This is a genomic window from Acidobacteriota bacterium (genome assembly GCA_019347945.1).
Lineage (GTDB): Bacteria > Acidobacteriota > Thermoanaerobaculia > Gp7-AA8 > JAHWKK01 > JAHWKK01.
The window spans coordinates 14,727-35,090 of sequence record JAHWKK010000019.1 but is presented as its reverse complement, the minus strand read 5'-3'; the positions used below and the strand labels follow the sequence as shown (position 1 = coordinate 35,090).

Sequence of the window (20,364 nt, the reverse complement as noted above, 5' to 3'; positions counted from 1 at the left end):
GTTAGGCTCCGACGCCAATAGCGTCGCCCAACCAAAGAGATCGATCCGCCCCGGCAGGGGCGGTCAGAAAGTAGCCCCGCGGAGCGGGGTGATGGCCGGCCCCGCCGGGCGGGGACGGCCGCAACCCCGGGATGAATGGCTTTGTCAGGCATTTTCTGGCGTCCCGTAGCCGCAACCGCATGCACCACACCAGCAGATAATCCAGCTACAACTTATGCATTCGAGATCCACGGAATTGTCGAGACGAGATTTGCAGCTGTAGCAATGCGTAATTCGGTGGCGGTTTTTTCCGGCGGATCTCGTTCCTTTATAGGCCTTACCCTGATTCTCCAGGAACTCTCGGTGATAGATGCGTACGGAATCTGTTGTTCGACTGAGTTTCTCTAGCGGTTGAGGAACTAGCTTCTTGGATCCCCCCTTTGAGAAACTGATGGACAGCTTTCCATCCGCGTCGACCATGATGACGCGGCCAACTCCCCATTCAGGCCGCTTTGGGTGTCTGACGAGGTCTCCTGACTGGTATTCCATACGCTCTCCGCTTCGAATGCATTAAAGACTCCGCGCTCAGCAGCGCGCAGGCCGCTCCGATCTTCGATTGCGACCAGTATCGCAGCCTGCCGCGTCCGTATCAACGTTACGGCCGGCTCACTCGGTCTCGGGCTCGAGACTCCACTACTCGTAGACCCTCTACCGCGTAAGCCTTTACCCCACTTCGCCCGCCGCCCGCGGTGGCTGGGTGGCGATGATCGCGTCGAACATTCCCCGGATCACTTCTTCCTTCCCGGCGAACAGCTCGTCGGGCCCGCCCGCATGCAGGCTTGTGAACGGCGCTTCGTAGAGCGCGCCGGGCTCCATTACGCCGCGGGCGGTCAGTTGCTCGATGATCATCTCGACGAATCGAATCTGCGGAGGCGTCAGGCTCCGGTCGCTCAACAGGTCCGCGAATGCTGCCTGCGCAGCGCTCCGGTCCATGCCGACGAGGCGGCGGACGAAATAGACGAGCGACGGCGTCTCGGTTCGCGCCAGCAGACCCGAGAGCAATTGTTCGCCGTCCTCCTCGCCGATCTCCACGAGCATCCTCTCCAGCTCCTCCAGATCCGACTCCGAAAGCGGCTGATTCGTCCTCAGCCGATGGATCACGATGTCGTTCAGATTGTTCAGCAGGAACTGCTCGACCTTCTTCTGGTACTGAGCTCCGGTCATCCGCGGGATCCCGACCGCGCCGTCGTAAACGACGTCCGTGATCTGATCCTCGAAGTCGGTGTAGACGATGTGTCGCTGTTTCCTGTCGAGGAGTGGCACCAGCCCACGCAGCCGCAGCCGCATCTCCTCGAGGTCAGCCACCCCGATGCCGGTCCAGAACTCGGTCTCCTGCATCGAAGCGAGGTAACCGAGCTGATCCCGTACCGCGGGGATCGAGCTCTTTTCCTCGAGCAGCATCGCGAGGGCCACCGCCCGGTTGCGGGCCGTCTCGAACGTGCTTACATCGTTCTCGATGAGCGCGAGCTGCATCCGCACCGCCATCATGTCGAAGAGACGCGACTCGATCGCGTCCGTCTCGATCTCGCTCGGGAGCCCCGCAATCCGTTCCTCCAGCGCCTGACGATCCTCTTCGCTCAACGCGTTCCACGCCGCCCGCTCCTGAAACCGCTGCACCGGCTCCAGATGCATCCGCACCACGAAGTTATCGGGATTCATCGCCGCCACCTCGGCGTGCAGAGCGTCGGCCACGCGCGTGCGCACCCTGTCGTCCGCATCGAGGTCGAGCACTCGTTGCAGGTGTCCGAGAAGTTGCACGCGCGAGCGGAACAGGCGGGCACCCAGCGGCATCCCGCCCGTCCGCTCGATCCCGTCCGGGTTCACCCTGAAGAAGTCGAAGTTGTAGCAGAAGTCGAAGATGCGGAAGTCTTCCTTGTCCATCCCAGGACCGAAGAGGTCGGGCGCCAGGCGCGTGCCGCGGCCGATCATCTGCCAGAACTTGATCTTCGAGTACACCGGCTTGAAGAAGACGAGATTCGCGACCTCCGGTATGTCGATCCCCGTGTCGAGCATGTCCACCGAGATCGCGATGTGCGGGTCCTTCTCCTTCCGCGAAAAGTCGTCGATCAGGCTCAGGGCATACGTCTCGTAGTTGTCGATCACCCGCGCGAACTTACCGGCGTGATGCGGGTAGTGGTGGTTGAACCGCTGCTCGATGAAAAGCGCATGCTCGTGTCTGCGGGCGAAGATGATCGTCTTGGCCAGCCGGTCACCGCCGTCGACCTTGTGTCCGTGCTCCATCAGGTGCTGGAGCGCCTTGTCCACCGTGTCGGCGTTGAAGAGCCAGTTGTTGATCGCCTGCGGCTCAACGCGGTCGGGCATCGCAGGGGTTTCTCCATCGTCACCCCAGTCGGTCGACTCCCACTCATCCTGCTCCTCCTCGGTGAGGTCGTCGTAGCTGATCCCCTCACGCGGGAATCTCAGGTTCACCTGCTCGACCCGCGGCGGCACGAGAAAGCCGTCGGCCACCGCCGTCTCCAGCTCATAGGCGTCGGTCGGCATGCCCGGCTCGAGGCCGAAGAGCGTGTAGGTATTGCGGTCGACCTGATCGCGCGGCGTCGCGGTCAGCCCAACGAGCAGCGAATCGAAGTAGCGGAAGATCGCACCGTACTTCTGATACACCGACCGGTGCGCCTCGTCGATGATGACTAGGTCGAAGTGCCCGACTCCGAAGCGTGTCTCGCTGCCGGCGGCACCGGGTCGTGTTTCGTCGATCAGCCCCATCATCGTCGGATACGTACAGACGTAAACCCGCCCGGACTTGTCCTTTTCCGTCACGAGATTGACCGGACTCGATTCGGGTAGATGCGCCTTGAACGCATTGACCGCTTGCCGGACCAGCGCCTTCCGGTCGGCGAGGAAGAGCGCCCGCTTCACCCAGCCGGCCCGCTGCAGCAGGTCGACGAGCGCCACCGCTGTGCGGGTCTTGCCGGTACCGGTCGCCATGACCAGCAGCGCCCTGCGATGCCCCGACGCGAAGTGCTGCGCGATGCTTCCAATCGCGCGCTTCTGGTAGTACCGCCCGGCGATCTCGTCCTTCACCTGCGCCACGTCCAACGGTTTTCGCTGCTCCCGGCGGCGGATCAGCGTCTCCAGCTCGTCCTTTTTGCAGAATCCTGCCACCTCGCGTGGCGGATACATCAGGTCGTCCCAGAGCCAGGTCTTGTACCCGTTGGTGAAGTAGATGAGCGGCCGCTGCCCGTGCATCGTCTCCAGGCAGTTTGCGTACAGCCGCGCCTGCTCCTGGCCGCGGCGGGAGTCGACGATCGTCCGCTTCGCCTCGACCACGGCCAGCGGCCTGCCATCGTCGCCCCAGAGGACGTAGTCGGCGTATCCCCTGCCGCCCGCCTCGGCCGGCTCGCCCGAGCGTTTCGGCATTCCGGTCACTTCGTACTCGCGGTCGCGCGGCTGATCGAGCGCCCAGCCCGCCCGGGCGAGCTCCAGGTCGATGATCCGCTTGCGCGTCGCCGCTTCGTCGTAGTCGTGCCTGTCGGGGACTTTCTCGTTTTCCGCACGGATCGCTGCTACGCGCTGCCGGAGCTCCTCGACCTGCGTCTCCAGTTCGCGGCGCTTCTCCTCGGCGGCATCCCGCTCTTTCGTGATCGCTTCGAGCTTCTCGATCGACACGGGCGCACCGGCCAGCGCCGGAGGGATGATCGATTCGTCGTACGTCACCCCCTCGAGCTTCTCCGCTCCCTTGCGCAGATAGGTGCGGCCGGCCCAGTAGAGGAGGTGATAGAGCTCGCGCATGACGTCGAGCGCCGCTGCCGGCTCGGGGGTCTTGTTGCCGTGGACGGCGTCGTTGCCGGCTTTGCGGACGTATTCGGCCTTCTGCCAGATCGTCTCGCCCACGATCTCTCGAAACGGCGGCTCGTTCAGATACCCGTCGAGGTTCGTCACGCGCGGCGGTGTGAGCCGCTCATCGAGTTTGAAGATGCGCTTGACGAGCTGTTCGAGGGTGTGGCGGGCGTGGAAGCATGACGCCCGCGGATCCCCGTAGATGCTCCGCTCGGCCATTGTCGCCGACTCGGCCACGTGGAAAAACTCCTGGGCCAGGAACGCGAAGTTGGGGGAGACGTCCACGGCCATCGCGCTGCCCTAGAGTTCTCCCCGGAACGCCCGTGACTGGAGTGAGACGAAGAGGTTGTCGAGCTCGGCGAGATGCCGGTTCTGGCCGACCACTTCTTGCTCTGTAGAGGAGACGATGCGGGCAAACCGCTGCTGCTCGGACATCGGCGGAAGCGGAATCGTCAGCGATAAGACCTGTGACTTAGTTATTGCCTGGCGAGTCGCCCCGCTCTCCGCTATGGCGAGGAGCTTGTGCTTCATCGATCCCGACAGCAACAGTTTCTCTAGAAATCTGGCGTTGATCGTGCCGGAGGGTCGAATGATACAAACGTGCTGATTTACACGCGCGGGAAGAACCTCAAGCGGAACAGAGCAAACCCGAGCGACCGACGCACCGGTGATATTAAGGAGGACGTCGTCACCCTGGACGACTACATTGTCGAGCTTCTGTGCCTGCGCGTCGTCGATCCTTGCAAGATCGTCCCAAAGGAACGAGCCGTCGCGGACATTCATGCTGCGGATGAGCGCAACTCCCTCGTCTTTGTACGAGTCCTCGCCGCCACGTGGCGTGGCTCCGCTTCCAACTTTGCTCGTGTGCTGTCCGAGTTCAACGACCTTCCATCCCTTCGGGTTAGTGACCGGATCGCCGAAAAGGTCGAGGAAGGTGGCCTGGAGGAGTGTGTCGAGTTGGGCAAGTGCTTCGCGGCGTTTGGCGCGCAACGAATCCGCCGCATCGAGGATCGCTGCAATCCGCTTCTGCTCCGGCAGTGGCGGGAGGGGGATCGGGGTCTGCTTCAAGACCGATCCGTTGATATTCGCTTGCGCTACTCCCCGCGAGAGATTTTGGAGATGTGCAGCTCGATCTTCAAGACAGTAGCGAAGGAACGGCGGATGAAGCATCCCTGCCTCTTTCGGCAGCACACCGGCGATCGCCTGGTTCGTAGCGGCTTCGATTCCGAGAGTTGCAGTCCGGCCGATCGTTGCGAAGATTGAGATCAATATCGTACCGACCGGCAGAAGCTTTGCCGCACTCTCCTTCAGGCCCTGATCGGTGATGCACTCGTCAGTACACTGGATTGTTCCTTGGAGCATGTCCGAAATCTTCACCCAAGGAACGTTGCCGCCCCAGAATTCAGCCTTCGAGCGCTTGGGTGTCCCACCAGCGACAACGTGACAAACCTTGCCAATTGGAACCTGCTCCCACTTCACCGCAGCATCTCCTCGAGCTCCCTCCGCCCGGTCTCGATCTCCGCTTCCAGCTTCGCGAGCCGCTCGAGAATCACCTGCGGCGGATCGTATTCCACGGCTTCGTACTCCACTTCCTTGTATCGGTTGATGGAAAGATCGTAGTCGTTGTCGGCGATCTCCGATTTCTGGACGAGGAAGCTCTGGTCGGTACGCTCCCGGTCCGCTTCTCCCGCGAGGTTGTTCCACCGATCGAGGATGTCGGGTAGGTCGGACTTACCGGGCTGCGGGGTACGCTTGTCGTCGAGCGAGAACCCGTCGGATTGCATGTCGTAGAACCAGACCTCGTCCGTGCCGCCGGAGTTGGTCTTCGTGAAGAACAGAATAGCGGTGGAAACGCCGGCGTACGGTTTGAACACGCCGGACGGCATCGAGATGATGGCGTCGAGCTTCTGCTCCTCGACCAGCATCCTGCGCAGCGCCTTGTGGGCTTTGGACGAGCCGAAGAGCACGCCGTTGGGCACGATGACCGCCGCACGGCCGCCGGTCTGCAGCAGACGGAGGAACAGCGCGACAAAGAGCAGCTCGGTCTTTTTCGTCTTCACCACCTGCAGGAGATCTTTCGCCGTCGATTCGTAGTCGAGGCTGCCCGCGAACGGAGGATTGGCCAGGACGAGGGTGTACTTGTCTTCCTCGAGCTGGTCGGCCTGCGCCAGCGAGTCGCGGTAGCGGATGTCGGGATTCTCCACGCCGTGCAGCAGCATGTTCATCGACCCGATCCGGAGCATGGTCGAATCGAAGTCATAACCGTGGAACGTGCCCGAATTGAACTTTCTGCGGGAATTCTCGGACTTGTAGATCACGTCGCTGTAGTGATCGACGAGGTGCTCGGACGCGGCGATCAGAAACCCGGCCGTGCCGCACGCCGGGTCGCAGATGACGTCCTTCGGCGTCGGAGCGGTCATCTCGATCATGAGCCTGATGATGTGACGCGGCGTGCGGAACTGGCCGTTCTGCCCCGCCGAGGCGATCTTGCCGAGCATGTACTCGTAGAGGTCGCCCTTGGTGTCGCGGTCGGCCATGTCGATGGCATCAAGCTGATCGACGACGTTGGCGAGCACGCGCGGCGTCGGCATCATGAAGATCGCATCCTTCATGTGATGCGTGTAGGTGCTGGCGCGCTCGGGGTCGTCGTGGCCGTTCGAGCCGAGCGACTTGATGAACGGGAAGACCTCGTCTTTGACCGTCTCGAACATCTGCTCGGGTGCAGTCTCTTTGAATCGGGACCAGCGGAGCGCATCCTCGCCCTTTTCGAAGATCGGGTCTTCGACCGGCTTGCCGGTGCGCGCGGCCTTGTTTTCCTTGAGTGTCTGGAGCTCGTCGAGGCGCTTGATGAAAAGCAGGTAGGTAAGCTGCTCGATGACGGAAAGCGGGTTGGAGATACCACCGGACCACATGGTGTCCCAGATGCGATCGATTTTGGATTTGAGCTCGCCAGTGATCATTGATGTCCATCCATCCGGTTCCCGGAGGTGTACCCACCCGTGAGAGTCAGGATCAGAGGCAACAATTTTAGCTCAACGCCTCGAGTCCGGGTCATCGGTCGAGGCGCGTTTAAGGTCAGAGCCCGATAATGATGGCTTCTACGATGTTTCCTCGTCTTCGTGCATCTACCTGAACAGGCCTTGACTGTTGGCTTCCGCCGCTCGATGTTTCCCACCAGTCAAGGTTCTCCGTAGCGTTGCCTGCTTGGAGTAGGCCTTCGTGTATCCGGCTGATGATAGATCGTTCAGGTACTCGCATGTTTTCGTAGATGATCAGGTTCTGGTCCTTCGCGGTTTGGTTTGTTCGGATGTTTCGTACTCGGAGTTGAGGCGGCTCCGGAAAGAAGTTTTTTTGTCGCTGGTGTTTCTTCTTGAGTCCTGGTCGAGCTTGGAGGTAAACGAGCGATTGATTGACGGCGTTGATCACTCCGATGATGGTGGCATCGCGGCTTGCCTGTGGGCAACATCTCTCGTGAAAGTCGTCTATCTCCTGCAGCGTCAGCGGCAGGCTGAGGTGTGGTCGAACCATCGGAGCGAGGAACCCGATCCTGCCTGCGATCGCGTCCACGAGTCGTTCCTCAGGATGTTTTCGGGCTTCGTGGGTTCTGCGAAACATCAGTCGTTGTTGGCGTGTGAGGATCAGGAGGTGTCCGACCTCGTGCCACTGAGTGAAGTACTCGCGGTATGCTTTTTCGCCCCTGCAGTCGATCACCGATACGAATGGCAAGTCACCCGGACGCGGGTGGCGTAGTCGAATCGTGACGCCAAAGGAATCGTCTTCGAGTAAGCTGTCGAGTTGAACGAATCCCAGTTCACCACGATCAACATATTTTGCTTTGATACGGTTCAAGTCGCCGGTTGTGACAACTCTCTCGAAGCGCGTGCCGACCTTGTTCGCGACGAGTTGGAGCAGACCTTCAAGATTCTCGCACGGCACCTCGTCGAGAAATCTGAGAACTTTCTGTCGCACGTGCTCGAGAATTGCCTCAGTTGACGAGAGATCACTTGGCTTGATGCCTAGGTCTCGCGCCAAAGCATCAGCGTAAAATTCAACATCAGTCCCCACCGTCATACACCTGTCGAATCGCATCATGGAGTCGCCGCCAGTCCTCCACGGTGAACTTCCTCACACCGCGCCTGCTGCGCCTCGCCACCACAGAATTGTGTGCTGCCAAGACTTCCAGAGTTTCGGGGTAAGAAAGATCGAGTTCCTCCGCCAAGACCGAGAGCTCGTGTGGAATCATCACGGGCCTCGTGACGGCAGTCTCTTCCGCTTCGCCGCGCATCAAGTAATCAAGCGAGGCACCGAGCGTGTTGGCAAGACGTAATAGGTAATCCGCCCCAGGCTTTCGCTTGTCGTTCTCGATCTCGCTGATGAAGCCTTTGCTCATTCCACTCCGCGCCGCCAGTTCCTCGATCGTGAGGGCCTCCCGATCTCGTAGTTCACGTATCCGCTCACCCATCGTAGCCATCTCCGGGACCCCCTGAGTGAAATCCTACCAGTTTTCGTGAACAACAGGAAATATAGCGCGGTTCACAAATGTTCGTGTTTGCGAACAGAATTCACAGATGCCGTCCTGAAGGCTCCTTTCTCCATCGGCAAGCGGGGCAGAGACGGTGTCGGAAAGGAGAAGCCGATGTACTTCGAGATCTATACGGACACGCAGGGCCACTACCGATGGCGCCTCAAGGCGGGAAACCACGAGATCGTCGCGCAGGGCGAAGGCTATCGAAACCGCTCCGACTGTCAGCACGCAATCAGCCTCGTCAAGCAGTCCAGTAACGCACCTGTCAGGTAACAACGTCAACTGGGGCTGGTGCCGAGGCAGCCCCAGAAAAATATAGGAGCCACTGGAATGAGCTACTTCGTCGTCTGCACCTTCGACCTTGAAGACGCCTCCCGAGAGGACTATCTCAACGCCTACCAGGACCTGGAAGCCATGGGACTCTCCTCAACCCTCACAAGCGACAGCGGCAACTCGGTTCGGCTGCCGACCACGACGACAGCAGGAAAATTCAATGGCCAGAGTGCGGCGGCCGTCCGGAATGATGTCCAAGAGCAAGTAAAGAGAGCCTTTCTAAGAAGAGGATTTACGTCGGAAATTTTCGTCTCGGTCGGAGGAGACTGGGCATGGGGTCACACCAGGACGTGACTAAGAGTCCCTAATACTCTAGCGGTTTTCCTGACCCCTCAATAATACGGCGCCGACCACGCGCGCAGGAGAAGGGTTAGGAGCGCCCTGAAGATCAACGATAAGATATCTGACAATCTTTGCATTCGGTGGTATACCAACGAGTCAGAGCGAGCCATCACAGCTGGAGAGCACCGCACGAATTGGACGAATCGATGAACGAACAGCCGGGCAGAATTATCGACACCCCTGAAACGCCGACTCACTGCGAAAAGCCTGATACGCGGCGTCAAGCAACAAGCAACTGCGAGGAGGGTCTAGGACGCGGCCGCGCAGTTTCGGATCCAGGGCCTGCGATACCCGACCAGAGTGAGCCTGACATCTACCCTCTCTACATTGCGGAGCGCAACCGGCTCATCGATTCCAAGCGTCAGACTTCAGGAAGTTTCGATCGCGCCGTGTTGACGCTCTCGTCGGGTGCGATCGCGCTGTCGGTAACTTTTCTTCAGTTTACAACACCTGCGGCGGACTCACTCGCGTACCTCAACTCGGCATGGCTGCTCTTCGCAATCGCAATCCTGTTCATCCTGTTTTCGCTTCTCTCCAGCCAGAAGGCTACCGAAGTCGAAATCTCCTACCTCGATGTCTGGTACCACGACTGGATTCATCCGAATGATCAGGATCGCAATATGTATACGCAGTACACACGCTGGCTGAACTTTGGCGCCGCGATCGCATTCTTTATCGCAGTGTTTTTATTCGGCCTTTTTGCAAGCATCAACTCAACGAAAGGAAAGCACGATGTCCGACAAGAACAGGGGGATGGACGGCAAAGCGAAACAAACTTCGGATCCGGGCCGTAGGAGACATCAGGGCGGGCATACTCCAGATCCAGCTAAGTTGCCTCTAGACCGCATCCCGCATCCGAAACCAACAAAACCTAGGGAGAAAAAGTGATGAACGACCGACGAAAGAAGAACGATTCCTCAGGCTGGGAAAAGCTTGAGAAGGGCTACGCTACCGACGGGGCTAAGCTCCCCAAAGAAAAAACCAGCAAGTCTGGCTCAGGCACCCGGCCCACCGCTTCGAAGGCGCCAAACTCTCAGAAGAAAGGAACAACCTAGTGACCAAGAAAGGCAACTCGATCGCGACCATGGCGGAAGATAACGATACCTCTCCAAAGGGAACGTTTGGCGAGACCCCGACCCGTGCTGCCCTGCCTCGGGATCTCGGTCGGCCTCGCCGAGATTCCACCAGACAAACGAGCAAACGGCCCTCCAAAAGTTCCTCACAACGGGCCTGAGCTATCCTGCCGCTTCCCCGAATATCCAGTGTTTTTTCCTAGAGTTGGAAAAGAGACCACATCCACCGAAATGACGTCAAAGTCCTCTTTCAACCGGCGACTCTCGATCAGACGCCGAACCGCGAAGAAACCGATCATGACTGATCGTTCGAGTAGCGAATACGAGGCTGAGCTCCATCGAATCTGCGTGGAACGACGAACCAGCGCCGACGCACTGCGTCGAAGGTCTTTTTTCCAATACCGGGCGTCAAATATCACAAGGCCTCACCTCTCTACTGGCTTGCCATATCTCTCGGAAGTCAGCCATACATCCCCTCCAGAGGTGGAGCAGCTCTTCGTTTTCAAAGTGTTCATGCTGCAGGAGCAATGACTCGAGTAGCATCAAATGTGCGAGTTCCATGATTTTGTCGACAGCTCCGTAATCGACTGGTGCCGGATGGATCGCTCCATCCACTTCGTGGTACTGCTCGGACATCGACCTGAATGTCGCATGGGAATGGCCGAGAGTCTCATAGTAAGCCATGATCGTGAGCTGCTCGAGGCGCTCACCTACGCTGGCTGCCATGCTCACCATGTCCATTTTCGACCAACTGTGGTTGAGCTCCGTCGTCTCGCACTTCTTACATTTAGTCTTCCGAAAACGCGACTCCACTTCGGCGGCGCTTTGAAGGAGAGCGCCGTAGGCCTTCTCATTCTCAGCCTTTACGCCCCAGACGTCCTCGATCTTTCTAGCCACCTTCCGCCTCTGAATGAAGTCATAGTCGACAAAGTCCATTGTTTGTTCAGGATGGAGATGAAGATGCCACGCCGTGACAATCCGTTCGAACATTCCACGGATCACTCCTCTCGCGTTGAACCGCCGGCCCGCAGTGCAGAGGAGCAGGATGTCGTCGAAGTCGATAGCGCACCGTCTTCCTAGAGCGAAAATTACAAGATCGGAGGGATTCTCGCCAGACGGCAGGTCGCGATAGGCCCTTTCGACCGCGTTCTGAAGGTCGGGCAGGACTCTGATGAGTTTCCTATTGCGCTCTTCGAATTTCGCTATCTCCGAATGATTCCCGCTTAATAGGTAGTCGAACAATGTCGTGTTTCCCGCTCGCTGTCGCGCTGAGTAAGACGTCGGCTATTCGCCCGATTCGCTCTTCAACGACTCCGTAAAAGAGGGCTTCAAGAGCTCCTCTCGAAGCTCGGGCTTCGGAATGATGGCGACATACCAAATATGCGTATCCCAAACCTTCATCTGTAAGAACCCCGCCGGCGGCTCGAGATGTGGCTGGAAGAAGGCGATGTCCACGACTATTCCCGGGCCACACGAGGTTGAGTAGTCTGATTTCCGATCCTTGAACTTGGAGGGCACCTTCGACAACTCGCGAAACGGGTGAACACTGTACCGCTCATCAACGCGTTTTCCCGCCACTAGATACATCACGCCCCGCGCAATCTTCCCAATCACAGGAAGAATGTCTTCCTCCTTCACGTATGTCGTCAAGAGTTCATTGTTCTGATGGCGCCAACCGAGATAGTCAGCACCCTCGGCTACTTCATGCGGCTTGACGATTTGCATCCGCTCCCGCATCAACTCACGCACCCGCGCGCGTGCAGCCTTGTCTCTATCATTTTTTCCTTGAGTCTCGTCGGCCGCGCGAAAGCCTCGCTGGCCGATTCCTTTCGCTCCGGGATGATCTGGTTCAGCTGTCATCGCAAGGAACGGGAAGATGCGCGCCTCCTTAGGGGCGTACTTCACATGGTTGCACTCGTAGCACGAGGGGGCGATCCACTTCGGCTCGTTTTTAGGGGTGTCGTCGGGATACCAGCTCTCCGGAAAAATGTGTTCGTCAGTGACCTCACCTTCCTTGCCGCAGAAGGTGCATACGCCGTACTGCTTTCGCCTCTTCAGCTTCGCCATGGACTAACCTGTCCTCATCTCAGCGCGAGCGAGAGAGTTCACTCCCCGACTGACTTTGTATGTGGACCGAATCGAAATTGGGAAACCAGACACATTCTTGTTCAGTAATTCGGGAGGCCTCATCCCGGAGTTTACCGCAACTCGATTGCCCCGCACGGTTGCGCCCCTTTTCGTCTCTCCGTTCGGAGATCGCCGGGCAAATTCGTTTCTCTCATTCGGGCGAGGGCGCTCGCAATGGCCGGGGATTCGGTTCCTGCATCGGGAAAGGACCGACCAGTCAGAGGCGCGCGGCTGATCTGCTCTCGCCTGACGGTGCAGCTGACGGACGCCGCTTGGAAAGCGGCGGGCCGTCCGGTTGATAACCGGCGCTATGAGCTCTTCTTCTCGGCAGACAGCACCAGGCCCGGGCCGAACGGCACCCATGAGAAGAGGCGGTCGATCGAGAACACCGCCTGAACCGCGCGGACGAGCCAGCGCTTCTTCCCCGTCGCCGCGATCGCGCGCAGGGCTGAATCATCGGCAACGTCACTCTTCGCGCGCCGTTTGTTCATCGGAATGAGAAACACCGTGTCGTACAGCAGCACGATCGGAAAGCCCCAGTAGCTGAGATCCTCGATCTCGAGGCCGGCGGATTCGAAGAGCTCTCGCATCTCCTGTTTTTCGTAGCGCCGGCGATGCTCGTAGTAATCGTCCGAGGACGTTCTCAGCATTTCGAGCGCCGGGACGGTGACGAAGCAGCGCCCCCGTTCCCGGAGCACCCTCGCAATCTCGAAGACCGCCGGCTCGTCGTCGTCGAGATGTTCGAGCGTCTCCCCGGAGGTGACCGCGTCGAACGAGCCGTCGCGGAACGGCATGCGGGCGAGATCGCCGACGACCGTCGACGCGCGCCCCGCTCGTTTCGCGAAGAGCGCCGCCTGAAACGAGTAGTCGATCCCGAAGACGCGATGCCCCTGCGAGGTCATTCGACCGGCGAGCTGACCGAGCCCGACCGCAGCGTCGAGGATGCGAGAGCCGCGCTCGAGCCGTGCGGTGCGACGCAGAAACATCCCGAGCCGTGTTTCATGGCGCGGTCCGAACATCTCGGGCTGCGTCCCCCATTCATGGGTGTGCGTCTCTGAAGCCGGGCTCATCCCGTCGCGACGCTCATCAGATCGCCGACGACGTCCTTCGCCTTCGCGAGCGCTTCGTCGAGCTGCTCGGGCGCTTTTCCACCCGCCTGCGCCAGGTCGTTCTTCCCCCCTCCGCGGCCATCGACGATCGGGGCGAGCCTGTCGATGATGTCCTTTGCCGAGAGTGATTCGCTCACGTTCGACGTCACGGCCACCAGCAGCGTCGCCTTCTTCTTGTGCGCGCTGCCGATCACGACCACTCCTCGATCGATTTTCTTTCGAAGCGTGTCGGCGAGGTTGCGGAGATCGCCACCCTGGACCTCGTCCGCGCGCCGGACGATGAGCTGCAGTCCCGCGACCTCGACGATCCCCTCATCGGACGATGACGTCGCACCTGCTCCCGCTGCCGCGAGCTTCATCCGAAGATCGCGCACCTCGCGCTCGAGCTCACGCTGGCGAGTCTGCACCTGCTCGATCGTCCTCGGGACCTCACCCATCCCGACGTTGAGCGCGCTCTGCGCCGCACGCATGCCCGACTCGAGCTCGCGGATGTACTCGACCGCACCGGGACCGGTCACGGCCTCCATCCGGCGCACCCCCGAGGCGAGGGAACGATCGGACACGATCTTGAACACTCCGATGTCGCCCGTCCGGTTGACGTGGCACCCTCCGCAGAACTCGAGCGAGTAATCGCCAGCCGACACGATCCGGACCATGTCCCCGTACTTTTCGCCGAACATCGCGACGGCACCGAGCGATCGCGCCTCGTCGATCGGTACCACCCGCTTGCCGACGTCGAGGTTCTCGCGGATCCGCTCGTTGACGATGTCCTCGACCTGCCGAATCTGGTCTTCGGTGAGCGGCTTGTTCCAGCTGTAATCGAACCGCAGCCGGTCGGGCGCGACGAGCGATCCGGCCTGCTGCACCGTCTCACCCAGCACGTCCTTGAGCGCCTGATGAAGCAGATGCGTAGCCGTGTGATTCGACGTCGTTGCGCGCCGTACCGGTCGCGGCACGCTCGCGACGACGCTCGCTCCCTTCTTCAGTTCGCCGTCGGTCACCGTCACGATCGAGGTCACCAGATCACCGACCGGCCTGATCGTGTCCCGCACCTCGGCATTGCCCCCCGGGAACACGAGTGTTCCGGTGTCGCCGATCTGGCCGCCAGCCTCCGCGTAAAACGGCGTCGGATTGAGCACGACGTGCCCCGACTTTCCTGCGGGGATCCGGTCGACTTCCTCGCCATCCATGACGAGCGCCTCGATTTTCGTTTCCACGTCGACGTAGTCGTCGTAGCCGACGAAGGTGATCTCGCCGACCCGCTCGGCAATCTCGGCGAAAACCTCGACGTCCTCGCTGCGGAACTTCGACGCGGCCTTCGCGCGCTCTCGCTGCGAGGCCATCTGCTCTTCGTAACCGGCTTCGTCGATCGTGACGCCTTCCTCCTCGCCCAGCTCCCGGATCAGCTCGATCGGAATCCCCCAAGTGTCGTAAAGCCGGAAGACCTCGGCGCCTCCGAGGACGCGCTCGCCCCGCTGGCGAAGCGCGTCGAGCACGTCGCCGACCCGCTCCATTCCGACGCTCAGCGTTCTGCCGAAGCGCTCCTCCTCGGCTTCGAGAGTCTTCGTGATCACGCTCTTTCGTTCGATCAGATTCGGATACTGCTCCCCCATCGCCTCGATCACCGGATCGAGAAGCTGGCTGAGCACGACCGGTTCCGGAAGCTTCCGGCCGAACCGGATCGCCCGCCGGATGATTCGCCGCAACACGTAGCTACGTCCCTCGGGGGAAGGGAGCACTCCGTCAGCAATCAGAAACGCCGAGGCGCGCGCGTGATCGCAGAGAACGCGAACCGCCGTGTCCTGCTCCGATTCGAACGAGCCTCCGTACTCGTGGCCCGAAATCTTCTCGATCCTCCTCATCACCGGCGTGAAGAGATCGGTGTCGTAATTGGTCGGAACGTTCTGCAGAATCGAGGCGAGCCGCTCGAGCCCGGCGCCCGTATCGACCGAGGGGGCGGGAAGCGGAGTCAACGTGCCGCTGGAGTCGCGGTCGTACTGCATGAAGACGAGGTTCCAGATCTCGAGCGTGTCGTCCCCTTCACCGTTGACGAGATCCACGGTGTTCTTCGACATGTCGGCACCGCGGTAGTAGTGAATCTCGGAACAGGGGCCGCAGGGGCCGGTATCGCCCATCTGCCAGAAGTTGTCCTTCCGTCCGAAGCGGAGCACGCGCTCCGGTTTCGCGCCGGCCTCGATCCACATCCGCTCGGCTTCCTCGTCGGCCCCGACTTCGGCGTCCCCCTCGAAGACGGTGAACCAGAGGCGCTCCGGATCGAGCCCGAGCTCGTTGACGATCAGATCCCAGGCGAATTCGACCGCATCCTTCTTGAAGTAATCGCCGAAGGAGAAGTTGCCGAGCATCTCGAAGAAAGTGTGGTGTCGGGCGGTGCGGCCCACGTTCTCGAGGTCGTTGTGCTTTCCACCCGCGCGGACACATTTCTGCGACGACGCGGCGCGCTCGTAATCGCGCTCCTCCCGGCCGAGGAAGACGTCCTTGAACTGGTTCATCCCGGCGTTGGTGAAGAGCAGGGTGGCATCGCCGCCGGGAATCAGCGACGAGCTCTCGACCCGTTCGTGACCCCGCTCCTCGAAGTAGCTGAGGAACTTTTCTCTGACGTCGCTCGCTTTCATCGGCTCCCTTTTTTCAGCATCCCGCCTGAATCGGGATGTTTACGGATCAAACCGGCTCGTCGGGAGGGTCATTTCCCCCGAATCGCCCCGCCCAGTCGATCGAAAAGATCCGATCGCGTATGACGGACGCCTCGAACCCCCGCCGTTCGAGGAACGATGCGAGCCGCCGTTTTGCCGACTCCGCGTCGAGGTTGCGCCGTTCCATCTCGTCGAGCTTCTTCTCGATCATCGCTTCGAGCAGGGCGTTTTTCTCCTCGTCGGGAACCTCGTCGATCGCGCGCGCGATCGTCTCCCGGTCGACGCCGAGCTCGCCGAGCTTGCGCTGAAGCCGGCGCGGTCCCCACCGCCTGCCGGCCGAGCGGACCATCTCGTCCGCGAATCGCTGATCGTCGAGCCACCCTTCCGCTCGCAGCTCGTCGATCACCCGTTCGACGGCGCCCTTCGAATGCCCCTTCTTGAGGAGTCGCCGCCGCAGTTCCGTCTCGCTGCGGAACCGGTAGTTGAGAGCATGCATTGCCGCCGCCTTCGCCGCCGCAATTTCGTCTCCGCCATCACTCACGTTCGTCGAAATAGACCGTGCCGCCCTTCATCACCCAGTCCACATCCTCGAGCACGCTAACGTCGCGGAGAGGATCGCCATCGACCGCGATCATGTCCGCGAGCTTCCCCGGCGCGATCGTGGCGCGGTCGTCCACACCGAGGAGCTCCGCAGCGTTCAGAGTCGCGGTTCGCAGCGCCTGCGCGGGCGTCATCCCGAGATCGACGAGAACGCCCAGTTCTTTCGCGTTATCACCGTGGGGATAGACGGCCGAGTCGGTACCGAAGGCGATCGGCACCTCCGCCGCAATCGCCTCGCGCAGCCGCTTTCGCGCCTCGGGAAGAACGAATTCCGCCTTGCGACGGAGCAGCGGCGGCAGCGCATCGAGCTCGAGCGCATCCACGAGGTAAGTCGTGGGGACGAGGAACACCCGTCGTTCCTTCATCATCCGCATCGCTTCGTCGTCGATAAGTGAACCGTGCTCGATCGATGCGACCCCCGCGCGGATCGCCGCCTTGATTCCTTCGGTCCCGTGGGCGTGCGCCGCGACCTTCAGCTCGTGTCGCGCGGCCTCTTCGACCACGGCCCGCATCTCTTCGTCCGTCATCTGCTGAGCGCCAACGCTCTCCTCGAACGAGAGCACGCCCGCAGTCGCGCAGATCTTGATCACCTTAGCGCCGTGCTTGATCTGATACCTCGCGGCGGCAAGAGCTTCGTCGGCTCCGTCGGCGATGCCGCTCTCCGGTCCGCCCTCGAGGATCCCGGGCGCCCAGCCGGTCGCGTCGCAATGGCCTCCCGTGATGCTGATCGAGTGACCTGCCGCGATGATTCGCGGTCCCTCGACCAATCCTCGTTCGATCCCCCGCATCAGCGCAATGTCGGCGAAACCCCCGGACCCGACATTCCGGACGGTGGTGAATCCGGAGTCGAGTGTGACCTTCGCGTTGCGCACGCCTCGAATCGCCTCATCGGCAGCCGTCTCCTTCACCGCACGAGTAAGCCAGTCGCCACCGATGTCGTAGGTCAGATGCGTGTGCGAATCGATGAGGCCGGGAAGGAGCGTTTTTCCCGAAAGATCGAGCTCGGTCGCTCCCGCCGGAACAGATCGGGGATTGACCGACTCGATCTTTCCGTCGAGCACGACGATCACGGCGGGGGAGACGTATCGCCCGCGCTCGACGTCGACGTAGCGATCGGCCCGGACGATGGTGAGCGGCTGCGCGAGAGCGGTTGCAGCGAACAAGAGAAGCGGCAGGACTTTCCAGATCGTCTTCAAGCGAGCACCTCCTCCATGAAGCTTATCGGAAAGGCGGAGTTTGCCGGTGGTCGGTGGCCGGTTGCCGGTGAGTAGGGGGATGTTGGGTCGGCGCTTCGCTGGGTCTGACTGTACCAACCTGCGAGGTCCTTCGCCTGCCCGCCCGGCCGCCCGCTCAGGATGACGTCGGTTTGAATCTCGCGAGAGTCGACATTCGCTCGTGTTGCTTCGCGTATCAACAGTTGCGAATCGCCGCGGGAATGTTCGGCGAACCGCGACCTCGCGGGATCAAACATCACCGACCGGGAGGGCGAGGCTCCTGCCGAGCCGCACCGTCATGGATGGCGGAAAGTTCGTTCAGTGAAAGGATCGAGATCGGGCCGAGACAGAATGGTTCTCAGGTGACATTTCGGTGGAACGCGACGGGGCGGCTCGGCAGGCGCCTCGCCCTCCCGGTGATGCTGGACATCACGCAAGCTCGTGGCAGCTGGCAACCGGCCACTGGCGACTGGTCACTCGCATCGGCCGTTTGAACGCAGGTGACCTTTACGAACCGACTCTCGATGATCTGACGGATGAAGAGGGATGAAGAAATGCGGCGCAGGGTGCGCCGCACTCCGGGGCGTTGCGTTGAAGGCGGCGCAGAGGTGCGCCGCAGTCCATGGCGTCGACTTCCTCGAATCTGTCCCATGGCGGCGCACCCTTGCGCCCCATATCCTGCCCGCCTCGAGTGCGTGCAGCAAAACCAGTTCACCACCGCCTGCGAATGACCCTCACCACTCCCCGCTCGTCGAAAGGATTCGCCACAACGAGATGTGACGATGATTTCCGAGACGCATCCAGTGACCGCCGATCTTCTCGCGGGCAGGCTCGATCTCGTGCTCGAAGAGCACCGCGTACAGGCGGAGATCTCCGCGCCGGCTGGCTGCGTGGAGGCGCTCGAGGTCCTGGTCGTAGAGAAGATCCCATCGAAGCGTGCGGCCTCCGTAGAAGGCGAACGCTCCGCTGGTCTGCATCGAAAGAACCACCGCGTCGTCAGGCAGACTCGATCGAAATCGCGAAATCGCCTCAGGGTAAGCGTTCTCGTTTCTCCCGATCTCTCGCGCGTGCAGTTCCGAGCTCCAGTCGATCTCGTTCACGACGATCCCGGCGAGAATCATGGTCACGAGCGCCCGTACCACTCGCGCGTCAAGCGAGCGATCGCGTATCGAATCGAGAGCCCGCTGAATCACGAGCAGCATCCCGACGATCAGGGCCGGCATCCCGGGAAGAAGAAATCGCGTGTACCACCAGGCGTCGTAGAAGAGGTAGAAGCAGTAAAAGAGAAAGTAGCTTCCAAACCAGACAATCAGGAGGATCCGGCGCCTGAGCCCGACGTCTCTGAGCAGAGGCACGAGGGCCCATCCTCCGATGAGAAGGGGGCTTGCCGGGCGGGATATCCACTGCAGGAAGTGAGTGAAGCGATCCTCGAAGTAATGAAGCGCAAAGTCATTCTCGAATCCCGCGTATCCCGTCGTGATCGCGCGCCCGTAAGCCCTGACGTTCCACCATCCGACGAAGAGGCCGACCGGTGTTCCGCCCGCGAGGAATGCCAGGACGGCTTTGCCCGAAAGCGGGAAGATCACCGCGATCGCCAGTATGGCGAGTGCATTCGTAGGCCTCGTGGCGATGGCCATTGAAAACGCGAAACCCCCGAGAGCCGCCCAGGCGGCGTGTCTGGTCGACTTCAGTACGGCGAGAATCGTGAGCATCACCCAGAACGCGGCGGCGACGTCGCTCATGAGCTGGACCGAATGAAAGATCCAGGCGGGAAAGAGTCCGAGGATCGCGGAGCCCGCTGCTGCGAGTGCGCGAGACAGGCCGAGCTCCCGGCCGAGAAGAAACATCACCGCCAGCGAGAGAGTCGCAAACATCGGGTTGACCAGCGCGGCGGCCGACCACTCGCCAGTGACACCGACGAGCGCGACGATGGCGAGGGGAAGGCCCGTCGGATAGTACGGGGCGAGCGTTCCGGCCCGCGGGCCTTCGATGAATCCGAGAGGTCGATATGCTTCGGAGGACGTCGGGATCCCGGCGATCTCGGGCTGCCGGTCGCGAACAGGATCCCCTCGCATCATCTGAAGAGCCACATTCATGTAGCCCGACGAATCGGCGCCACCCGCAGCGTAGGACGACTTCGTATAGAGATAGAAGAAGTAGCCGAGCAGCAGTGCGAGGCTCAGCGCGAGGAGGATCGTCCGATGAGCTCGCGACTCGTCCGGATTCTGCGCGGCAGGCTGCTCCATCTCGTTCAGATACGGAGGTCGAAACCATCGTGTCCAGCAGTTTTCGGCGGGGTGTCCGGCTGTGTGTTGGCGCTCCAATCAACAGTTGCGAGTCGCCGCGGGGGATCGTGCAGGGAGCCGCGACCTCGCAGGATCAAACATCACCCCCGGGAGGGCGAGGCTCCTGCCGAGCCGCACCGTCATGGAATGGCGGAAAGTTCGTTCAATTGCAAAGATCGAGAGCGGGCCGAGACAGAATGGTCCTCAGGTGACATTTCGGTGGCACGCGACGGGGCGGCTCAGCAGGAGCTTCGCCCTCCCGGTGATG

At 60.9% G+C, this 20,364-nt stretch carries 16 protein-coding genes; 3 read left to right on the top strand and 13 right to left on the bottom strand.

The genetic code is table 11. From position 1 onward, the window contains the following. Nucleotides 1–144: 144 nt before the first annotated feature. The 6 genes from KY459_12205 to KY459_12180 all read right to left on the bottom strand — a co-directional run bounded on the left by KY459_12205 (nucleotide 145) and on the right by KY459_12180 (nucleotide 8,299). Nucleotides 145–528, bottom strand: a complete 384-nt coding sequence (locus KY459_12205) for a DUF3553 domain-containing protein (protein MBW3565480.1) — start codon at nucleotides 526–528, stop codon at nucleotides 145–147. A 174-nt stretch (nucleotides 529–702) separates the two neighbouring features. After that, a complete protein-coding gene (locus KY459_12200) occupies nucleotides 703–4,128 on the bottom strand; it encodes a DEAD/DEAH box helicase family protein (protein MBW3565479.1) in 3,426 nt (1,141 codons plus the stop codon). Between the two features lie 9 nt (nucleotides 4,129–4,137). Continuing rightward, nucleotides 4,138–5,316, bottom strand: coding sequence for a restriction endonuclease subunit S (locus KY459_12195; protein MBW3565478.1), 1,179 nt, complete (start codon nucleotides 5,314–5,316; stop codon nucleotides 4,138–4,140). Then, nucleotides 5,313–6,797: a type I restriction-modification system subunit M gene (locus KY459_12190; protein ID MBW3565477.1), complete on the bottom strand. Its 1,485-nt coding sequence runs from the start codon at nucleotides 6,795–6,797 to the stop codon at nucleotides 5,313–5,315. Before KY459_12190 ends, KY459_12195 begins: the two co-directional genes overlap by 4 nt. Nucleotides 6,798–6,912: 115 nt before the next feature. Further along, nucleotides 6,913–7,902 carry a hypothetical protein gene (locus tag KY459_12185; protein ID MBW3565476.1) on the bottom strand — a complete coding sequence of 330 codons (990 nt, stop codon included), beginning with the start codon at nucleotides 7,900–7,902 and terminating at the stop codon, nucleotides 6,913–6,915. Continuing rightward, on the bottom strand, nucleotides 7,892–8,299 hold the full coding sequence (locus KY459_12180; GenBank protein MBW3565475.1) for a helix-turn-helix domain-containing protein: 408 nt from the start codon (nucleotides 8,297–8,299) through the stop codon (nucleotides 7,892–7,894). The genes KY459_12185 and KY459_12180 overlap by 11 nt, the downstream gene beginning before the upstream one ends. 174 nt (nucleotides 8,300–8,473) lie before the next feature. Here KY459_12180 and KY459_12175 point away from each other — a divergent pair, with 174 nt between their 5' ends. The 3 genes from KY459_12175 to KY459_12165 all read left to right on the top strand — a co-directional run bounded on the left by KY459_12175 (nucleotide 8,474) and on the right by KY459_12165 (nucleotide 9,831). Further along, nucleotides 8,474–8,635: a DUF1508 domain-containing protein gene (locus KY459_12175; protein ID MBW3565474.1), complete on the top strand. Its 162-nt coding sequence runs from the start codon at nucleotides 8,474–8,476 to the stop codon at nucleotides 8,633–8,635. 57 nt (nucleotides 8,636–8,692) lie between these two features. Then, nucleotides 8,693–8,989 carry a hypothetical protein gene (locus tag KY459_12170; protein MBW3565473.1) on the top strand — a complete coding sequence of 99 codons (297 nt, stop codon included), beginning with the start codon at nucleotides 8,693–8,695 and terminating at the stop codon, nucleotides 8,987–8,989. Between the two features lie 194 nt (nucleotides 8,990–9,183). Further along, a complete protein-coding gene (locus KY459_12165) occupies nucleotides 9,184–9,831 on the top strand; it encodes a hypothetical protein (protein ID MBW3565472.1) in 648 nt (215 codons plus the stop codon). Nucleotides 9,832–10,518: 687 nt separating this feature from the next. Here KY459_12165 and KY459_12160 read toward each other — a convergent pair. The 7 genes from KY459_12160 to KY459_12130 all read right to left on the bottom strand — a co-directional run bounded on the left by KY459_12160 (nucleotide 10,519) and on the right by KY459_12130 (nucleotide 20,057). After that, nucleotides 10,519–11,352 carry a hypothetical protein gene (locus KY459_12160; protein MBW3565471.1) on the bottom strand — a complete coding sequence of 278 codons (834 nt, stop codon included), beginning with the start codon at nucleotides 11,350–11,352 and terminating at the stop codon, nucleotides 10,519–10,521. A 42-nt stretch (nucleotides 11,353–11,394) separates the two neighbouring features. Beyond that, the gene (locus KY459_12155; GenBank protein ID MBW3565470.1) at nucleotides 11,395–12,177 is read right to left on the bottom strand and encodes an HNH endonuclease; all 783 of its coding nucleotides are present in this window, start codon (nucleotides 12,175–12,177) and stop codon (nucleotides 11,395–11,397) included. A 368-nt stretch (nucleotides 12,178–12,545) separates the two neighbouring features. Beyond that, a complete protein-coding gene (locus KY459_12150; protein MBW3565469.1) occupies nucleotides 12,546–13,307 on the bottom strand; it encodes a class I SAM-dependent methyltransferase in 762 nt (253 codons plus the stop codon). Further along, nucleotides 13,304–15,979 (bottom strand): alanine--tRNA ligase, encoded by a 2,676-nt coding sequence (gene alaS, locus KY459_12145; protein ID MBW3565468.1) that lies wholly within the window; start codon nucleotides 15,977–15,979, stop codon nucleotides 13,304–13,306. The genes KY459_12150 and alaS overlap by 4 nt, the downstream gene beginning before the upstream one ends. A 46-nt stretch (nucleotides 15,980–16,025) precedes the next feature. After that, nucleotides 16,026–16,538, bottom strand: coding sequence for a recombination regulator RecX (locus KY459_12140; GenBank protein ID MBW3565467.1), 513 nt, complete (start codon nucleotides 16,536–16,538; stop codon nucleotides 16,026–16,028). Beyond that, a complete protein-coding gene (locus KY459_12135; protein ID MBW3565466.1) occupies nucleotides 16,531–17,772 on the bottom strand; it encodes an amidohydrolase family protein in 1,242 nt (413 codons plus the stop codon). The genes KY459_12140 and KY459_12135 overlap by 8 nt, the downstream gene beginning before the upstream one ends. A 773-nt stretch (nucleotides 17,773–18,545) precedes the next feature. Next, the gene (locus tag KY459_12130; protein MBW3565465.1) at nucleotides 18,546–20,057 is read right to left on the bottom strand and encodes a hypothetical protein; all 1,512 of its coding nucleotides are present in this window, start codon (nucleotides 20,055–20,057) and stop codon (nucleotides 18,546–18,548) included. Nucleotides 20,058–20,364: the final 307 nt, after the last annotated feature.